Genomic DNA, 17,846 nt, shown 5'->3' on the forward strand with positions numbered 1-17,846 from the left:
TCTTAGATGGCTACAGGCAAAGAAAAAAATGCAAAAAACCCTATGTCATTGCTGATTGTGCTAATGGCGGGTTTATTTTTGGCAATCCTAAACCAAACACTGCTTAATGTTGCAATGCCGCACTTAATGACTGAATTTGGCGTAAGTGCAACGACGATTCAGTGGCTGACAACAGGTTACATGCTTGTTAACGGTGTATTGATTCCGTTATCTGCTTTCCTGATTACACGATTTGGCCAGCGGAGTCTCTTTCTCGTCGCGATGTTTTGTTTTACGCTCGGTACGTTAGTCTGCGGTATCGCACCTAACTTCTCTACAATGCTGATCGGCCGTTTGATTCAGGCCGTGGGCGGAGGTATCTTGCAGCCGCTCGTTATGACAACCATTCTGTTAATTTTCCCGCCTGAAAGCAGGGGGAAAGGAATGGGGATTTTCGGGCTAGCGATGATGTTTGCTCCAGCGGTCGGCCCGACTCTTTCCGGGTGGATTATTGAGCATTATACATGGCGCATTATGTTTTACGGACTTGTGCCGATCGGCGCAATTGTTATCATTGTGGCTTTCTTCATCTTTAAAAATATGGTGGAGCCGCAAAAAATCAAACTCGATACTCTTGGCGCAATCCTCTCGATTGTCGGATTCGCTTCCTTATTATACGGAGTCAGTGAAGCCGGATCTGACGGCTGGACCGACCCGATTGTATTGTCTACAGTTATTATCGGAGCCATTGCAATTGTTGCTTTTGTGGTTCAGCAATTGCGTCATGATGATCCGATGCTTGATTTCAGAGTGTTTAAATATGACATTTTCTCACTCTCGAGTGTCATTAATATCATTATTACAGTGGCACTTTACACTGGTATGTTCCTTTTACCGATTTATCTGCAAAACCTGGTCGGCTTTACGGCGCTTCAATCCGGTCTGCTTCTGCTTCCGGGTGCGATCGTTATGCTGATTATGTCACCGATCTCAGGTATTTTGTTCGATAAATTCGGACCGAGACCGCTTGCGATTATCGGGCTTCTCGTGACAGTGGTAACAACGTATCAATACACGCAATTGACAATTGATACACCATATACACACATCATGCTGATCTATTCAATTCGTGCATTTGGTATGTCTCTCTTAATGATGCCAGTCATGACAGCCGGGATGAACCAGCTTCCTGCCCGTCTGAACAGCCACGGAACGGCGATGAGCAACACGCTTCGCCAAATCAGCGGATCAATCGGAACAAGTTTAATTACGACGATTTATACAAACCGGACGACATTCCATTATTCACAAATTGCAGATAAAACAAGCACGGCGGACCCGAACTTCCTCCATGCGTTCCAAAATGCAGTTTCGAATTTAATGGTGAATATGAATGTGTCTTATGATACGGCGAAAACATATGTGTACTCACATATTTATAAACACGCGTCACTCGATTCCAATGTCATGGGGATAAATGATGCCTTTATGTGGGCAACCTTATTCTGTGTAGCAGGTTTGATTTTAAGTATCTTCCTGCGTGACGTCAGAAAAGATAAATTGCGTAAGAAGAAAAAAGAGGAGCTTTCATTACTTCCTGCTCCAAAAGAAGCTAAGGAATCTTAATCTGTACAGGGAGGTTTCCTGAATGAAAATTTATGTAGTGTATGATAGTGAAGGCGAACATACTAAAGTGCTTGCAGAAGCGATTGCTGAAGGCGCGAGAGAAAACGACACGGCTGAAGTGTTCATCGACCATGTAGATCAGGCTGATATCCGCAAGCTTAAAGATATGGATGCGATTATTTGGGGATGCCCAGGGCATTTCGGAACAATCAGCTCCGGTCTTAAAACTTGGATCGACAGACTTGGCTACTTGTGGGCTGAAGGCGAGCTGATCAACAAAGTCGGTGCTGTCTTCTGCACAACGGCAACGACACACGGCGGCTTGGAAATGACAATGCACAATTTAATCACGCCGATGTTCCACCAAGGCATGATCGTTGTCGGACTGCCTGGCAACGTGCCTGAAAACGCACTTTATGGCTCTTATTACGGAGCAGGTGTCACTTGTCCGGTAGACAGTGATGAGTTAATGTCTGAGGAAGGTATTCAGCTTGGACGCGCGTTGGGAAGACGTGTCAGCCAAGTCACAGGAAACCTAACAGCAGGACAGTAAGGAGAGGTTGAAATGGCCATTATTATAGCAATAATTGCTGCTGTCATTGTCATTGCGGCCCTTATTACATTTAACGTCCGCAACGCCTCACCTGGACCTGAGAAGCAAGAAGCAACCGATAGAATCGCACCTCCAGAAGAGGAAAAAAACGAAGCGCATTACCCTGCTGAAGCAAGGGCTGCCGAGCATACGCCATCCGTTGTCAAAAACGATTCTCCAAAAGAGAAGCGTGACACAATGGGTGATGATATTTACAGGCAGGCGCTGCAAAAGTTTAAGCATTCTGATGAAGTTCATGCAGAAGAAGAGGTCACTGAGGAAAGTGACAAAATGCAGGACCGCAGCTATCGTGATGCGCTGCTCTCTATGAAAAATAAGAAAAAGTAATGAAAAAGGCAAATCCGTTTACTCATGCGGGTTTGCCTTTTTTGCTGTTTCCATCAATTATGTTTTTATCAAATAAATCCATGGAATATGTTGTATTCCACCTTGATCTAGTGTACTATGTTACTCATACACCGAGGATTTTTTCCGGGAGGTAAAGACATGAATTCTTTTTTAGGTTTATTAAAGAAAGATATCAAGCTTTCAAGAATGTGGCTGCTAGTATGGATATGCGGAATCATTTTCTTATTGGGAACAGGCCATATTATAGCTTCTCGCACGAAAGAACCTCTAGTCATTTTTGGTTTTTTTGTTGCAGTTGCTTTTTTTCTGCTTTTCTTATCTCCTGTTTTTGTGTTTTATCACCTTCGCAAGGAAGGGAAATCACAGCTTTGGCTGTACAATCCAAATGGCGGCTTATGGCTGTTTTCTTCTAAATTGGCAGCATCTTTGCTCTATCAATTTGTGATTCAGTTGGCATTAACAGCCTATGGCATATGGATGTATCATATGCTCTCTGTAAAAAATCTGCTGGAGCATCAAGTTGATATAACGAGTATAGTGGCTCTGCTGAATATGTATGGGCTTATTTCTTCGTTAGATATGTCAGTAACAGTCATTGTGTTTTGGACTGTTTTTCACTCTCTCAGAAATTGGCGCGGAATGCGGTGGGCTGCGATGGTTCTGTTGGTTGCAGTGTGGTTATTCTTCGATGAATACATCATAAGCCCTTTGGTTGAATCTCAAAAGCATTTCTGGCCTGTAACAGTCTATTGCAATTTTGATTTCCACTTCCACAATGTTTGGAGATTGGAATTAAAACCTATCCATCTGTCTGTGCTAGGGTTGCCTATTACTTTAGTCATCACATTCTTGCTGCTCATTATGGCTTCAAAACTGCTTGATCGTAAAGTAGAGGTGTAAATATGGACAATCAATTCCAATCCTCGAAACCGATTTATCTGCAGATCGCTGATCAGATCTTTTATAGGCTGGTCAGGAAGGAGCTGCTCCCAGGAGACAAGCTTCCTTCAGTAAGAGAAATGGCGATTCAAACTAAGGTAAATCCCAATACAATTCAAAGAACTTACAGTGAGATGGAAAGGCTGGGTATTGTGGAGACAAGAAGAGGTCAAGGGACGTTTATTGCGGAAAAAGCAGAAATCGTAGACGAGCTGAAAGACAAGCTGACACGAGAGGTGCTGGAAGGCTTTGTCAAGCAAATGAAAGAGCTGGGGCTAACGAAAGAGGAAATGGTAGAAGGGATTAAAACATTCACAGAGGGAGGCTAAAATGGAAATCAAGCTAGAACATGTATCAAAAAAATACGGCCGCCATACGGCCGTCAATGATGTGTCAATCACCCTATCATCCGGACGGATTTATGGCCTGATCGGACCGAACGGCAGCGGCAAGTCAACGACCCTGAAAATGATGGCTGGCCTTCTGTTTCCGACTTCAGGATTTGTGAAAGTTGATGAAGAGCAGGTTACGAGAGAAATGGTGCGTCAAACGGCTTATCTTACTGAGCTTGATATGTTTTATCCGCATTTCACTGTTAAAGATATGGTGAATTTTTATCAGTCGCAGTTTCCTGATTTTCAAACAGAACAGGCTTATAAGCTATTGAATGAGATGCAGCTGAATCCGGAAAAAAAGATCAAAAAGCTATCAAAAGGAAATCGGGGCCGGCTGAAAATCGTTCTTGCTTTAGCGAGACGGGCAGACGTCATCTTGCTTGATGAACCTTTTTCCGGGCTTGATCCGATGGTCAGGGATTCCATCGTAAACAGCCTTGTGTCGTACATTGATTTTGAGCAGCAGATTGTCGTGATCGCGACACATGAAATTGATGAAATTGAGACTTTGTTAGATGAAGTAATCATCCTCGCCAATGGAGAAAAAGTTGCGCAGCGTGAAGTAGAAGATATTCGTGAACAGGAAGGCATGTCTGTTTTGCAATGGTTTAAATCAAAAATGGAAGTTTGCTAGAAAGAGGAGGAATATGATGAAAACAGTGTTGGAATTGAAAAACGTGACTAAAAACATCAGAGGCCGAACGATCATTGATGATCTCAGTTTTACGATTCGTGAAGGCGAGGTATTCGGTTTTTTAGGACCAAACGGAGCGGGGAAAACGACAACCATCCGGATGATGGTGGGGTTAATGAAGCTGTCGAAAGGTGATGTCCTCATTTGCGGCCAATCAATTACGAAAGAATATGCCAAGGCGATTAAGCATATCGGAGCGATCGTTGAGAATCCCGAGCTGTATAAATTTTTGAGCGGATATAAAAATCTCCAGCAATACGCAAGGATGGTCAAGGGTGTCACGAAGGAAAAAATTGATGAAGTTGTTGAACTGGTCGGTTTAACAGACAGAATCCACGACAAGGTGAAAACATATTCTCTGGGGATGAGACAGCGTCTTGGCTTGGCACAATGCCTTCTGCACGATCCGAAAGTGCTGATTTTGGATGAACCGACAAACGGCCTTGATCCGGCGGGGATCAGAGAAATCAGAGATCATTTAAAGAAGCTGACCCGAGAAAGAGGAATGGCTGTCATCGTTTCAAGCCACCTGCTGTCAGAAATGGAACTGATGTGTGATCGAATTGCGATTCTGCAAAAAGGAAAGCTGATCGATATTCAAAATGTAAAAGATGAAAACATTGATGAGAATGATACATATTTCTTCCAGGTTGAGCAGCCGAATGAAGCCGCTGCTGTTTTAAATCAGTACGATTTGCTGAGTAAGACAAATGGTGTAGAAATCAAACTGGCTAAAGAAGAAGTCCCTGCGGTTATTGAATTGCTGGTGATGCAGCAAATCCGTATTTATGAGGTCAAGGTCATAACAAAATCATTAGAGGACCGTTTCTTAGAAATGACAGGTGAAACAAAAGAGGAGGTTCAGCATGCTTAATTTGATTTATAATGAGTGGCTAAAAATTTTCAGCCGTGCCGGAACATGGGTGATGATCGGAATTCTGGGGCTGACAATGGTTGGATTTGCATTTTTGGCGAATCATTTTTCTGCTGGTGAATCAAATTCCCATTGGAAACAAGAACTTCAAGCACAAAACGCCGAATTAAAGAAAGAAATCAAAGAAGATCCTTCACTGAAAGATGGGTATAAAGAAACAATCACACTCAACGACTATCGCATCGAGCATAATATCCCTAGTGACACGGGCTATACGGTATGGTCTTATGTAACGGATTCAGCAAACTTTACCATCCTTACCGGTCTGTTTACTATTATCATCGCGGCCGGAATTGTCGCGAACGAATTTAATTGGGGAACGATTAAGCTATTAATGATTCGGCCGCTCAGCCGTTTTCAAATTTTGATGTCCAAATATATTACAGTTCTCCTGTTTGGGCTCCTATTGCTGTTGATTTTATTTATCGGTTCTACTTTATTAGGGTTGATCTTCTTCGGGACGGGTGGTGAAACCGCCGCGAATATTCATTTAATCTATAAGGATGGCCATGTCATTGAGCAAAACATGATGGGGCATTTGGCCACAACGTATCTTTCTGAATCCGTCTCGGCTTTAATGGTGGCGACGATGGCGTTTATGCTGTCTGCGGTATTCAGAAACAGCTCTCTTGCGGTTGGTTTTTCCATCTTCTTGTTGGTTGCCGGTACGACTGCAACTGCATTTATTGCAGCGAAATTTGACTGGGCAAAGTATATATTGTTTGCTAATGTCGACTTGACTCAGTATGTGGATGGCACACCGTTAATAAAAGGGATGACTATGACGTTTTCTCTCGTCATGCTAGCGATCTACTTTATCATCTTCCTGTTGCTTGCTTTCGGAATCTTCATGAAGCGGGATATTGCAAACTAATAAAGAAAGCTGTTTTGCTTATGCAAAACAGCTTTTTTGTCAAAATAAAAACTGCAGGTTTGCACCTGCAGTTTTTCATATCAATTTATGCTTACGCTTCTTTAGTAACGTTAGCAGCTTGTGGTCCGCGGTTTCCTTCAACGATTTCAAAAGAAACAGCTTGGCCTTCTTCTAAAGTTTTGAAGCCTTCGCCTTGAATAGCAGAGAAATGAACGAATACATCGTCTTGACCTTCTACTTCGATGAATCCGAAACCTTTTTCAGAGTTGAACCATTTTACTTTACCTTCTAACATGAAATTTCCTCCTAAAGCGATCATAACGCTTAAATTCACTATTCTTGCTCTTAACAAACTTTCAAGACGAAAACTCTTACAAAACTTTCTTCTTAAAGATAGTTCGAACAAAAATAATTACCTTTACTCTACCAGTAATCTTCAGAAAAAACAACTGCTTATTGAAATTTTTTTCGGAAAATACCATATTTATTTTTCAATTTGATATTTATTTACGGAAATTCATCTGTTTTCTCGATATGTGATCATACGTTTGCCTTAGTATTCCTTCATTTTGGGAAGATAAGTAATAGGAATTGACAACCTTATTGGATATGAGTAAGGTAAAAGTTAATCAATATTACAAATGACAACGTTTATCAACTAAGAGAGCGTATGATTTTTATGTCTGATATTGCTTGCATGCTCTAATACATAGATAGGAGTATGGTCACAATGAAAAAGTGGCTTATATGCAGTTTCGTCCTTGTTCTTCTCGTTTCATTTACTGCATGTTCACCGTCTGCAGAACATGAATCGATAAAAATCGGGATTGCTGAGTCTGACGGGGCAATATGGAACTATATTGCTCAAAAGGCTGAAGAGGCAGGGCTGGATATTCAGCTGATCCCTTTTTCTGATTATGCGGAGTCTGATATCGCACTTGCTAACAAAGAAATTGATGCCAACGCCTTTCAAACCATTTCATATTTTCAGTCGTTCACTGAAAAATACAAACTTAATTTGGCACCGCTCGGGACGACATACATAACGCCCATGGGCATTTATTCAAAACGATATGAACGAATCCGAGATATATCGCGGGGAGCTGTCGTTTCTGTTCCGGATAAAGCGTTCGATTTTGGCAGGGCGCTTACGGTGCTCCAGGAAGCGGGTTTGCTAACGCTGAAAAACGGATTTAACGGAACAGGTTCAGTTGATATGATTAAAGATAATCCGAGACACCTGAAATTAAAAGCTGTCCGGCAACAGGATGCAGTGAGCGGTGCCGACGTGTTTGTCATGAAACCATCAGAAGCAAAAAAAGCGGGCTTGAACCCGAAAAAGCATACGCTAAAGAGCGGCGGACTCATGTCTGAGGAAGAGATGAATTTGATTGTTGTCAGAGCGGAGGATCAAGATCGGGAAGCGCTGCAAACCATTCTTGAGCTTTATCAAGCTGATGATACAGCGGCATTTATAGAAAAAGAATATCAGGGAGATCTTGTCCCGGCTTTTCTGCCTTTGAAACGTCTTTCAGATTGGAAGAATGAATTCGAACATTGAATTCATTCTTTTTTTTCTGAAAAACACACTCTGTTCCGTCCCGTTTCTTTCGCTTTGTAAAGCATTTGATCGGCAAGAATGGGCAAGGATCCTGGCTGTTCCGTATTATTGGGGTAATGAGCGGCCCCTAGTGATATCGTAACTGAAAGCTCGTCGCCGTTTGTTAATACAATCGGTGCATCACTTACAGTGCTCCTGATCCGTTCAGCGATCCGGGCTGCTTTATCAAGAGAACAGTTCGGCAGGAGCACGGCAAATTCTTCACCGCCGATCCGAGCGGCAGGATCAGTATTTCGGATGCTCTGCTTCAGACGTAACCCTAGCTCTTTGAGCACCTGATCTCCTTCATGATGGCCATATTGGTCATTGATGGTCTTAAAATGATCGATATCCATATAAATCAGTGCAAATTGAAAATGCGGGGTATCGGCCGCCTGCTGATACAGAGCTTTTGTGGTTTCTTCAAACTTTCTTCGGTTATACACGCCTGTTAAAAAGTCAAAGTGCGCCTGAAACTTATATTGTTTAAAAAGAAGATGTGCATTTGTTTCATGATCAATAATATATAAACTGAGCATGCCGCCCGCTATTGATATGATCCAAAAATACAAATGAAGTTCGTATGAATGTAAATCTATAAGAAAATAAAAGGAAAAGGAGATCAAGCTATTTGTGATTATTAAAAGATAGAAAGCATGTTTTAGTTGAACTTTTTTTCTTCTAGAAACAATGAGTGACGGGATGGCAGCGATACAAATGATAATAACCGAGTATAGTGCAGATGTGTTCATTGTAATCAGCAAGCGGCCTGCAGTGATCATGGCCAGGGCCGTTGCCGTTGAAACCCAGCCTCCATAAAGAGCGGCAATCATAATAGGGATATTTCGAAGATCAATAATTGAATGCTGATAGGTAAATCCAAAAACCATCAGAATAACCCCGAGTAAACCGCAGGCCAGTCCCTTAACAGCTTGAAAAGATATGCTGTCTTTTTTATGTACTAACCTTTCTTTAAACAGGTGGGTGAAGAGATAATTAAATGTGATTAAAATGGTCAAATTTACAAACAGTTCTTTCAGCAATATTATCACCCTTATATAAGGTACTAAAGATGGAAGGGAAAGAAAAGAACAAAAAAGGCATTATATAAGGTTTTTTTACTTGAATTGATAAGTTAAAATAATTCGCACTTGACCCATCGGAATTAGTGTAATATAGTAAATGAGAAAATTTGAAGGGAGAGTTTACCTGCTTTGGAGACTTTACTGGTTGTATTACATGTATTTATTTTATTTTTACTTATCTTAGGGCTCTTTGTTATGCAGAAAAAACATGTTTCCTTCTCTAAACGTGTATTTACTGCGCTGGGGCTGGGAATTGTATTCGGATTTGCGCTTCAGCTGATTTACGGCCCGACTTCAAATATAGTCATTCAAACAGCCGACTGGTTTAATATTGCCGGGGGCGGATATGTCAAATTGCTTCAGATGGTTGTCATGCCGCTCGTCTTTATTTCGATTCTCGGCGCATTTACAAAGCTGAAGCTGACAAAAAATCTTGGGAAAATCAGCGGTTTGATTATCGGGATTTTAGTAGCAACAACAGCAGTTGCTGCAGCTGTCGGTATCGCGTCCGCGCTTTCATTTGATCTGCAGGCGATTCAGGTTGACCAAGGAAGTACAGAGCTTTCACGGGGGCAGGAGCTTCAGCAGAAATCAGAGGATATGACAGCGAAAACGCTGCCGCAGCAGATTGTTGAACTGCTGCCTGGAAACCCGTTTTTAGATTTCACGGGAGCTAGACCGACTTCAACAATCGCTGTCGTTATTTTTGCCGCTTTCCTTGGAGTGGCATTCCTCGGCGTCAAACACAAACAGCCGGAACAGGCAGAAACATTTAAAAAACTGGTTGATGCCGTTTATGCCATTGTCATGCGTGTTGTCACACTCATTTTGAGACTGACGCCTTATGGGGTGCTAGCCATCATGACAAAAACAATTGCCACGAGTGATCTTGACAGCATTTTAAAACTGGGCATGTTCGTGATTGCTTCATATGCCGCGTTAATCACTATGTTTATCATTCATTTGCTGCTGCTGACGTTCAGCGGCTTGAATCCGGTGATTTATTTGAAAAAAGCGGTGCCTGTACTTGTATTTGCATTTACGTCAAGATCTAGCGCAGGTGCTTTACCGCTGAATATTAAAACACAGAGAAGCATGGGTGTACCGGAGGGAATCGCAAACTTTGCCGGTTCGTTCGGTCTTTCGATCGGCCAAAATGGATGTGCCGGCATTTATCCTGCGATGCTGGCGATGATGATTGCTCCGACTGTCGGCCAAAATCCATTTGACCCGGTGTTTATTATCACTGTTATCGCAGTCGTTGCCATCAGCTCCTTCGGGGTTGCCGGAGTCGGCGGCGGAGCGACATTCGCGGCGCTTCTTGTTTTATCATCATTAAACATGCCTGTCGCGCTCGCCGGTTTGTTAATCTCAATTGAACCGTTAATCGACATGGGGCGTACTGCTTTGAATGTCAGCGGAAGCATGACATCCGGTCTTATTACAAGTAAGGTCACAAAGGAAATTGATCAAGGGGCATTTCATGATCAATCCAGAGTGATTGAAGCTGAAGAAGCGTAACATATGAAAACGTGTAATCCAACAGGATTACACGTTTTTTTAACGGCCGGGTTCTAAGTCCTCCAGCATTTCCATCATCGTGTTGTCGTCCATGACATTCATTGCGCTTTGTTCAAAATGAATGGGTTCAGCATAATGCGGCTGTCTTTTTTTCGCGGGTGTCTCAGTTTGCCTAGTTTGAGACTGTGTATGCTGATGCTGTGGTTGCTGCTGTCCTGCGTGCTGGTGCTGACGGCCATTTTGCCGCTGGCTTTGATGTTGCGAACGGTCTTGGTTATCACCGCTGCTTCTGCTAAATGCTTGTTTGACCATGTTTCCTACATTAGAAGCATCAAACGTGTTATTTTCTGAATTTCGTCTGTTCATTTGTCCTGTGATAAACCCGCTGATTCTTTGGCGGATCTGAGGTGATAATGCAGCAATAAGCATAGTTGATCCTATGATCAATGCTGCGGGGCTGATTCCTCTTCGCTGGTTGAACAACATGATCCCTCCTTTGCAGTGTATTCATATTTTCCCCCTCGTTAGACAAATTAACCGTTATATTTCCCGGGAAAGCATTTCCTCCAGATTTGCATGCATAATTAAACCCAGTTAGAAAAACCTATAAGTAAAGTGATAAAGGAGGAATTCACATGTTTGGAAAAAAACAAGTCCTTGCGTCTATGCTTCTTATCCCTTTGCTTATGACTGGCTGCGGTGTAGCCGACCAAGGTGAGGGCAGACGTGATAATAATGATGTAAGAAACGTAAATTATCGAAATCCGGCCAATGACGATATGCGGAATGTAAACAATCGGGATAACGTTGACAATAATGTTAATGATAATGTCAATAACAATCGTGTAAATGACGATAATAAAAACGACCGAAAACTTGAGGTTGCTGATGAAGCAGCTGATAAAGTAACAGACCTAAAAGAAGTAAAGCATGCCGATATCATTGTGGCTGGAAATCAAGCCTACGTTGCAGTCGTTTTAACCAATGGAAATAAAGGTGCAGTAGAAAACAATTTGAAGAAAAAAATAGCCAAAAAGGTAAGATCTACTGACAAAAACATTGATAATGTTTACGTTTCAGCTAACCCTGATTTTGTAGAGCGTATGCAAGGATATGGAAAACGTATTCAAAATGGTGACCCAATCGCCGGATTATTTGATGAATTTACACAAACTGTACAGCGCGTATTCCCTAACGCTGAATAAATAAAAAAAGCCGCACAATTTGTGCGGCTTTTTCTTTGCGTTAATGACACACTGCGAACTCAGGCTGCATAGAGTAAAAATAAAAAGGTACAAGACGGACCGGCTCAGGGAGGGAGACGTTTGCGGGATGGCATAGGAAAGCGTGCGGCATCCGCTCTATTCCTGTGCGGAGTCCTTGTGATGCTGGCTGTGAGCTCAGCCATCGTATCAAGCGCGATGTATATCCTGTCTTTTCCAGGTCAGGCATCTGGAATAACAAAAGAACAAGTGACGAAGCACATGAAGAAAGAGTCATTCAAACAGGCCGATATTTATTACACTTCTAAGGAAAAGTCCTTACTGCCATTGACGAAAGAAACGCTTGAATATGCGGTCAGTATTAATCAGATTATGATTGGATATTCGAATCAAAAGCCTATTGACATTATTTTTTTTCCTAATGAAAAACAGATGGAGGCTTACTCCGGTTTATTGGATGTAGTTGGTTTTTATTCTGAACGGGAGCAGCTGATCGGATTGTTGCCTGAAGAGAAAAAGAAACTGTTAGAAGGGGACGAGGTAGCGGTTTATTTGTACCAGAGATTGTTGATTCATGAATACTCGCACCATGCGTTTCACCAGAAATTGAAGGAGCTTGAGACGGATCCCGATGAGTTTCCGTTATGGTTTCATGAAGGGTTAAGCGAGTGGATTGCGAACTATGAATTGCTCATAGATCCGATCACGTTTTCTGTCGTGCCCTTTGACCGTTTGCAGACTGATCGAGACTGGCAGGAAGCCAGAGCCGAATATGACACTGATGTCTATTTGCAAAGCTTTTATATGATCGATGAGCTGACGGACAAATATGGGAAAGACATTATTTCAGAAATGATTAAGGAAACAGCAAAAAAAGGGGACTTTGAAAAAGGGTTTAAATCAGCAACAAAGGAAAGTCTTGATCAATTTGAAAAAGATTTCAAGAAAAAATTTGAAAAAAAACAGTGCGGCATTGGATAGTATCTATCCAATGCCTTTGTTATTAGTGAAGTCCTTGCTGACCCATTCCGCCTTGTGTCGGAGGCATTTGTCCTTGGGCAGGGGCGAATGAATTTCTCAGCTGTTCCATATCCTGCGCATCAAGCTGAGGAACCTGGTAATAGCCGTGTTTGTTTTGGTATAGGAAAATTTCAAATGCCATTTCAACATACTCCTGAATTTGCGCAGACAGTACGCGTCTTACGGCCGGATTTGTCATTTCCAGAGAAGCCATCGTCAGCATAGAAGCTTGTGCTTTAATCGCGCAAAGCATTTGTCGGCTGATGATGCTGTCATCAATATCATTCATGGATTGAACAGGTTTTTTAGGCTGTGACGGCTGCATGCCGTAAACAGTCTGGTTGTCCTCCTTCATCATATAAGTTGCTGTTTTTTGTGAAGGTTCGCTTCCTGTTTTGAAGCATTCTGCAGTTATATTGTATTGAGATGTAATGAATTGATGTTGACGATCAAGGATGTTTAGTAATTCTTGATCCTTACAGAATTGTCTCAGCATCATAAACTGATCTAGCACAGTAAGTGTTCCGGAAAGCACCTCATGCATATCAAACATTTCATGTCCGCCGTGGTTTTTATGCGGTTTGCCAGGAATACCTTTGTTCATTTGGGATTGTTGCTGCTGATTGAACTGATCCAAACCGAATTCCTCCTTTTTTTTCAGATCAGCTGTATTTTGTGTCAGTCTGCCGTGTATTATGCAGAAGCCTGAAAGGATTTATATGCTGTCTGTCGAAATGATAAGCAGACAAAATCGTTGTCATTATGTGTATAAGGGAGGAAATATGATGAGGCGTATTCTGCATATTGTGTTGATCACGGCATTGATGTTCTTAAATGTAATGTACACGTTCGAAGCTGTAAAGGCAGCTGAACCGCAACAGCCTATATCGATTGAGAAGGCAATACAGCAAAAAGAAGGACAGGCGCTTGTCGAAGGATATGCAGTCGGCCAGGCTGTTTCCCCACAGCATTATAAGCTGACAAGCCCTTTTTCAAATGATTATAATGTTGCGCTGGCAGACCGTAAAAACGAGACATCGCCCGAACACATCCTTCCTGTGCAAATCCCCTCCGCCTTCAGAAGCCAATTTGGGCTGCAAACCAATCCGCTTCTTCTTGGGAAAAAGATAACGGTTCAAGGAAAGCTTGAAAATTACTTTAACACGACAGGACTTAAAAACGTTCAGTCGATGAACGTAACCGATGACACGAAAACTCCGCCGGCTGAACAGCAAGTGACCATAAATGAAGCACGGGGAAGGCTGAATGAAGAAGTAACGATAAAAGGGATCATTACAGCTGATCAAAACGCAATCGGAGGCGGGAAGCTGTCGACCTTTTTGCAAGATGAAACCGGAGGCATTAACATTTATTCGCCATCCCCTGAACAATTTCCCGAATTAAAAGAGGGTATGGATGTCACGGTGACAGGGAAAATCATGTCTTACCAGGGGCTGAAAGAAATCGTTCCAAGCTCATCAGGCATCAAAATCAACCAGTCAAATCAATCCCTCCCCGCCCCCAAACACTTAACAATCAATGAACTTATTAACGGCAGCCTAGGTGATCAGTATGAAGGACGCCTTGTGAAACTAACCGCTTTTGTTTCCTCAATTCCAAGTTCTCCTGCCGGCGGCGGTTACAATGTAACAATGATTGATGACGACCATCATGCAATGACGCTCCGGGTTATGAATGAAACAGGGGTGATAGACGAGCTTGATGAGGGCAAATGGTATGAATTTACCGGTGTGTTAAGCAGATACCAAACCTTTCAGCTGCTTCCGCGAAAATCGGCTGACCTGAAGCTGCTTGAAGAGCAGCCTGCACCTCCGTCTGCGGAGGGAGAATATGAAGGGATTGTTGACCGGGTAGTTGACGGCGATACCATTCATCTCAAATCTCCGGTGCTTGGAACGACAAAAATCCGGTTTGTAAATGTAGATACACCCGAAACATATCACACACCAAAAAATGACGCAGATGAAAATCAATTAAGATTTGGCAAAAAAGCATCTGACTATCTAAAAACGGTTCTGTCCCCGGGTGATAAAATTACTGTCAAGGTCGGGAGTGAAGCCAAGGACAGCTATGGCAGATTGCTTGGACAAGTCATAACCGAATCAGGTTCCAACGTAAACTTAGAGCTTGTAAAAAATGGCTATGCTCCGACGTATTTTATTTGGCCGGTTGACAATGAAGAGGATTATCAGCAATTTCAGGCCGCAGTAGCCGCTGCAAAAAAAGATCAAAAAGGAATTTGGAATGAAAACGATCCCCTCATGGAAATGCCGTTTGAATTCAGAGCCAGAGAGCAAGGGAAAGGCTTAACAAGATATGTGGGGGACTCGTCGAATAAAACATATGTGCAGCCAGCTGACTGGAAGAAGGTAGCTGTGGAAAACAGAATTTTCTTCGCTTCAGCAAGTGAAGCGGAGAGCGCGGGATATAAAAAAAGGCAAACGGCACCTCAAGAACATGTGCCGCTTAGAATTCTCAGCATGAATGATTTGCATGGCAAAATCGATCAGCAATATGAGCTTGATCTTGATGGAAATGGAATTGCAGACGGCACGTTTGGACGCATGGATTATGCCGCCGCATATTTAAAAGAAAAAAAGGCTGAAAAGAAAAACTCGCTGATTGTGCACGCGGGAGATATGATCGGCGGAAGCTCTCCAGTTTCCTCTCTTCTTCAAGATGAACCGACTGTAGAACTGATGGAGGACATCGGATTTGATGTCGGAACCGTGGGAAACCATGAATTTGATGAAGGCACGGATGAACTTCTGAGGATCTTAAATGGCGGTGATCATCCGAAAGGCACAAGCGGATATGATGGACAGAACTTTCCCCTTGTATGTGCCAATTGTAAAATGAAATCAACTGGAGAGCCCTTTTTGCCGGCTTATGACATCATAAATGTGGAGGGCGTACCCGTTGCTTTTATCGGGGTTGTCACACAGTCGGCAGCTGGCATGGTTATGCCTGAAGGAATAAAAAATATCGAGTTTACAGATGAAGCAACAGCGGTGAATAAGGCGGCCGAAGAGCTCAAGAAAAAAGGCGTGAAGGCCATCGCGGTTCTCGCACATATGTCAGCTGAACAAAACAGCAACGCCATTACCGGTGAGTCTGCTGATCTTGCAAACAAAACAGATTCTGAAATTGACGTGATTTTTGCCGCGCATAATCATCAGGTTGTTAACGGTGAAGTGAATGGAAAACTGATTGTTCAAGCGTTTGAATATGGAAAAGCGATAGGTGTCGTTGATGTAGAGATCGATAAAACGACAAAAGACATTGTCAAAAAGTCCGCGGAAATCGTATATGTTGATCAAAGTAAAATCGAACCGGATGTCAGCGCGTCAGCCATTTTAAAGAAATACGAAACAATTGCGGAACCGATTATCAGCGAGGTAGTCGGCGAAGCCGCTGTTGATATGGAAGGGGGGTATTCAAATGACGGCGATACACCTCTTGGAAACCTGATTGCGGATGGCATGAGAGCTGCCATGAAAACGGATTTTGCCCTTATGAATGGCGGCGGCATACGTGAAGCGTTGAAGAAGGGCCCGATTACGTGGGGAGATCTTTACAATATTCAGCCGTTTGGAAATGTGTTAACGAAGCTTGAGATTAAAGGAAAAGATTTAAGAGAGATTATCAATGCTCAAATCTCGCCGGTTTTTGGGCCTGACTACAGCATCAGCGGGTTTACGTATACGTGGGATAAAGAAACCGGAAAAGCAGTTGATTTGAAAATGGCAGATGGCACCGAGATCCAGCCCGATGCCACATATACATTGACCGTCAACAACTTTATGGCGACGGCGACAGGAGCCAAATATCAGCCAATCGGACTGCTGGGAAAAAATCCGGTGACAGGGCCTGAGGATTTGGAAGCGACAGTTGAGTACGTGAAGAGTTTTGATGAGCCAATTGCGTATACAAAAGAGGGAAGAATTAAGCTTGCTGAAACCAGTGATATTGAAGACCCTGTAACAGAAGACCCGATTACGGAAGAGCCTGGAGATGATCCGGGGACGGAAGATCCGATTAAAGAGGATCCAAGGCCAGATGAAGATTTGCCTGATATAAAAGAAACTCCGGGAACAGCACCGGTTCATCAGCTTCCGCCTTCAGCCATTTCGAGATTCAATGAAATACCAATCAACAACACAAAAACCGCTGATACTGCTAATAGCATCAGCACATTGCCGTTACAAACCGAGACTGCGGAAAGCGGGTCTGATCATCAGCTTCCGGATACGTCAGCGGGCTACTATAACTTTATGGTAATCGGTGCTGCGGTGACATTGTCAGGAACTTATCTATATGTCAGAAGAAAAAGGAGCGCCTCCAGAACGTGAAAAAAGTTATTCCACTATTCATCATTGCTGCCGGCCTAGTGATCGCAGGCTATGGAGGCTTTAAATTAATCGATACGAATATGAAAACGGAACAGACATTAAAAGAAGCAAAACTGGCGGCAGAAAAGCCGCAGGAACTTTTGGGGACGAAAAATAGCACAGATCAAGCAAAGAACAAAGCATCATTTAAGCCTGAGACCGGCCAAGCGAGCGGCATTTTGGAAATACCGAAAATCAATGCAGAGCTTCCAATCGTGGAGGGCACCGATGCTGATGATTTAGAAAAAGGTGTCGGGCATTACAAGGACAGCTATTATCCTGATGAAAACGGACAAATTGTGCTGTCGGGACATCGGGATACCGTGTTTCGCCGGACGGGAGAGCTGGAAAAGGGGGATCAGCTCCGTCTTCTCCTGTCATATGGAGAATTCACATATGAAATTGTAAAAACAAAAATTGTCGATAAGGATGACACATCTATTATCACGCTCCAGCATGAAAAGGAAGAGCTGATTCTGACGACCTGCTATCCGTTTTCATACGTCGGAAATGCCCCGAAGCGCTATATTATATATGGAAAACGAGTGACTTAAAAAGCCGAGGCAGTGCCTGCGGCTTTTCT

At 42.8% G+C, this 17,846-nt stretch carries 18 protein-coding genes and 1 pseudogene; 15 read left to right on the top strand and 4 right to left on the bottom strand.

Annotated elements, in window-relative coordinates; translation table 11 throughout:
• Positions 1 to 6: 6 nt before the first annotated feature.
• Genes MKY10_RS04875 through MKY10_RS04915 form a run of 9 tightly spaced genes read left to right on the top strand, consistent with a single transcriptional unit; the run spans position 7 to position 6,402 of the window.
• A complete protein-coding gene (locus MKY10_RS04875) occupies positions 7 to 1,605 on the top strand; it encodes an MFS transporter (RefSeq protein WP_003233429.1) in 1,599 nt (532 codons plus the stop codon).
• A 22-nt stretch (positions 1,606 to 1,627) separates the two neighbouring features.
• Positions 1,628 to 2,158, top strand: coding sequence for an NAD(P)H-dependent oxidoreductase (locus MKY10_RS04880; protein ID WP_015252498.1), 531 nt, complete (start codon positions 1,628 to 1,630; stop codon positions 2,156 to 2,158).
• Positions 2,159 to 2,170: 12 nt separating this feature from the next.
• A complete protein-coding gene (locus tag MKY10_RS04885; protein ID WP_003233427.1) occupies positions 2,171 to 2,545 on the top strand; it encodes a hypothetical protein in 375 nt (124 codons plus the stop codon).
• Positions 2,545 to 2,700 (top strand): hypothetical protein, encoded by a 156-nt coding sequence (locus MKY10_RS04890; protein WP_003233426.1) that lies wholly within the window; start codon positions 2,545 to 2,547, stop codon positions 2,698 to 2,700. The genes MKY10_RS04885 and MKY10_RS04890 overlap by 1 nt, the downstream gene beginning before the upstream one ends.
• A 4-nt stretch (positions 2,701 to 2,704) precedes the next feature.
• On the top strand, positions 2,705 to 3,466 hold the full coding sequence (locus MKY10_RS04895) for a hypothetical protein (protein ID WP_015252496.1): 762 nt from the start codon (positions 2,705 to 2,707) through the stop codon (positions 3,464 to 3,466).
• Positions 3,467 to 3,468: 2 nt separating this feature from the next.
• On the top strand, positions 3,469 to 3,834 hold the full coding sequence (locus MKY10_RS04900) for a GntR family transcriptional regulator (RefSeq protein ID WP_015252495.1): 366 nt from the start codon (positions 3,469 to 3,471) through the stop codon (positions 3,832 to 3,834).
• 1 nt (position 3,835) lies between these two features.
• Positions 3,836 to 4,534: an ABC transporter ATP-binding protein gene (locus MKY10_RS04905; RefSeq protein WP_015252494.1), complete on the top strand. Its 699-nt coding sequence runs from the start codon at positions 3,836 to 3,838 to the stop codon at positions 4,532 to 4,534.
• A 16-nt stretch (positions 4,535 to 4,550) separates the two neighbouring features.
• The gene (locus tag MKY10_RS04910; RefSeq protein WP_015252493.1) at positions 4,551 to 5,468 is read left to right on the top strand and encodes an ABC transporter ATP-binding protein; all 918 of its coding nucleotides are present in this window, start codon (positions 4,551 to 4,553) and stop codon (positions 5,466 to 5,468) included.
• Entirely contained in the window at positions 5,461 to 6,402 is a 942-nt protein-coding gene (locus MKY10_RS04915; RefSeq protein ID WP_003233421.1) for an ABC transporter permease, read from the top strand. Before MKY10_RS04910 ends, MKY10_RS04915 begins: the two co-directional genes overlap by 8 nt.
• 91 nt (positions 6,403 to 6,493) lie before the next feature.
• On the opposite strand, the gene cspB is transcribed toward MKY10_RS04915, so the two are convergent.
• A complete protein-coding gene (gene cspB / locus MKY10_RS04920; RefSeq protein ID WP_003224086.1) occupies positions 6,494 to 6,697 on the bottom strand; it encodes a cold shock-like protein CspB in 204 nt (67 codons plus the stop codon).
• Between the two features lie 435 nt (positions 6,698 to 7,132).
• Here cspB and MKY10_RS04925 point away from each other — a divergent pair, with 435 nt between their 5' ends.
• A complete protein-coding gene (locus tag MKY10_RS04925) occupies positions 7,133 to 7,963 on the top strand; it encodes a MetQ/NlpA family ABC transporter substrate-binding protein (RefSeq protein ID WP_003245726.1) in 831 nt (276 codons plus the stop codon).
• A 2-nt stretch (positions 7,964 to 7,965) separates the two neighbouring features.
• On the opposite strand, the gene dgcK is transcribed toward MKY10_RS04925, so the two are convergent.
• Positions 7,966 to 9,045, bottom strand: coding sequence for a diguanylate cyclase DgcK (dgcK, locus tag MKY10_RS04930; RefSeq protein ID WP_015252491.1), 1,080 nt, complete (start codon positions 9,043 to 9,045; stop codon positions 7,966 to 7,968).
• A gap of 171 nt (positions 9,046 to 9,216) precedes the next feature.
• On the opposite strand from dgcK, the gene tcyP reads away from it, so the two are divergent.
• Positions 9,217 to 10,608, top strand: coding sequence for an L-cystine transporter TcyP (gene tcyP, locus MKY10_RS04935; RefSeq protein WP_003244685.1), 1,392 nt, complete (start codon positions 9,217 to 9,219; stop codon positions 10,606 to 10,608).
• A gap of 39 nt (positions 10,609 to 10,647) precedes the next feature.
• Here tcyP and MKY10_RS04940 read toward each other — a convergent pair whose 3' ends face one another.
• Positions 10,648 to 11,094, bottom strand: a complete 447-nt coding sequence (locus tag MKY10_RS04940) for a hypothetical protein (protein WP_015252490.1) — start codon at positions 11,092 to 11,094, stop codon at positions 10,648 to 10,650.
• 149 nt (positions 11,095 to 11,243) lie between these two features.
• Between MKY10_RS04940 and MKY10_RS04945 the strand changes: the two genes are divergently transcribed.
• Both MKY10_RS04945 and MKY10_RS04950 read left to right on the top strand, forming a co-directional pair.
• Complete coding sequence (locus tag MKY10_RS04945; RefSeq protein ID WP_015252489.1) at positions 11,244 to 11,813, top strand: YhcN/YlaJ family sporulation lipoprotein; 570 nt, start codon at positions 11,244 to 11,246, stop codon at positions 11,811 to 11,813.
• A gap of 120 nt (positions 11,814 to 11,933) precedes the next feature.
• Positions 11,934 to 12,903 (top strand): annotated as a pseudogene (locus tag MKY10_RS04950) (hypothetical protein).
• Here MKY10_RS04950 and MKY10_RS04955 read toward each other — a convergent pair.
• Positions 12,835 to 13,488, bottom strand: a complete 654-nt coding sequence (locus MKY10_RS04955; protein ID WP_009966881.1) for a spore coat protein — start codon at positions 13,486 to 13,488, stop codon at positions 12,835 to 12,837. The pseudogene MKY10_RS04950 and the gene MKY10_RS04955 overlap by 69 nt on opposite strands.
• Before the next feature lie 82 nt (positions 13,489 to 13,570).
• On the opposite strand from MKY10_RS04955, the gene yhcR reads away from it, so the two are divergent.
• Together yhcR and srtA are read left to right on the top strand one after the other, a co-directional pair.
• A complete protein-coding gene (gene yhcR, locus MKY10_RS04960) occupies positions 13,571 to 17,224 on the top strand; it encodes an endonuclease YhcR (RefSeq protein WP_015252487.1) in 3,654 nt (1,217 codons plus the stop codon).
• Positions 17,221 to 17,817, top strand: coding sequence for a sortase SrtA (gene srtA, locus MKY10_RS04965; RefSeq protein ID WP_015252486.1), 597 nt, complete (start codon positions 17,221 to 17,223; stop codon positions 17,815 to 17,817). Before yhcR ends, srtA begins: the two co-directional genes overlap by 4 nt.
• Positions 17,818 to 17,846 lie beyond the last annotated feature (29 nt).

It is taken from the genome of Bacillus sp. FSL P4-0290 (assembly GCF_037975435.1).
Classification (GTDB): domain Bacteria; phylum Bacillota; class Bacilli; order Bacillales; family Bacillaceae; genus Bacillus; species Bacillus subtilis.

Coding starts and splice junctions, on each gene's coding strand:
- cspB (WP_003224086.1), bottom strand. CDS start 6,697: ATGTTAGAAGGTAAAGTAAAATGGTTCAACTCTGAAAAAGGTTTCGGA.
- MKY10_RS04905 (WP_015252494.1), top strand. CDS start 3,836: ATGGAAATCAAGCTAGAACATGTATCAAAAAAATACGGCCGCCATACG.
- MKY10_RS04910 (WP_015252493.1), top strand. CDS start 4,551: ATGAAAACAGTGTTGGAATTGAAAAACGTGACTAAAAACATCAGAGGC.
- MKY10_RS04940 (WP_015252490.1), bottom strand. CDS start 11,094: ATGTTGTTCAACCAGCGAAGAGGAATCAGCCCCGCAGCATTGATCATA.
- MKY10_RS04945 (WP_015252489.1), top strand. CDS start 11,244: ATGTTTGGAAAAAAACAAGTCCTTGCGTCTATGCTTCTTATCCCTTTG.
- MKY10_RS04925 (WP_003245726.1), top strand. CDS start 7,133: ATGAAAAAGTGGCTTATATGCAGTTTCGTCCTTGTTCTTCTCGTTTCA.
- MKY10_RS04900 (WP_015252495.1), top strand. CDS start 3,469: ATGGACAATCAATTCCAATCCTCGAAACCGATTTATCTGCAGATCGCT.
- MKY10_RS04890 (WP_003233426.1), top strand. CDS start 2,545: ATGAAAAAGGCAAATCCGTTTACTCATGCGGGTTTGCCTTTTTTGCTG.
- MKY10_RS04880 (WP_015252498.1), top strand. CDS start 1,628: ATGAAAATTTATGTAGTGTATGATAGTGAAGGCGAACATACTAAAGTG.
- yhcR (WP_015252487.1), top strand. CDS start 13,571: ATGCTGTCTGTCGAAATGATAAGCAGACAAAATCGTTGTCATTATGTG.
- MKY10_RS04895 (WP_015252496.1), top strand. CDS start 2,705: ATGAATTCTTTTTTAGGTTTATTAAAGAAAGATATCAAGCTTTCAAGA.
- MKY10_RS04875 (WP_003233429.1), top strand. CDS start 7: ATGGCTACAGGCAAAGAAAAAAATGCAAAAAACCCTATGTCATTGCTG.
- MKY10_RS04885 (WP_003233427.1), top strand. CDS start 2,171: ATGGCCATTATTATAGCAATAATTGCTGCTGTCATTGTCATTGCGGCC.
- MKY10_RS04915 (WP_003233421.1), top strand. CDS start 5,461: ATGCTTAATTTGATTTATAATGAGTGGCTAAAAATTTTCAGCCGTGCC.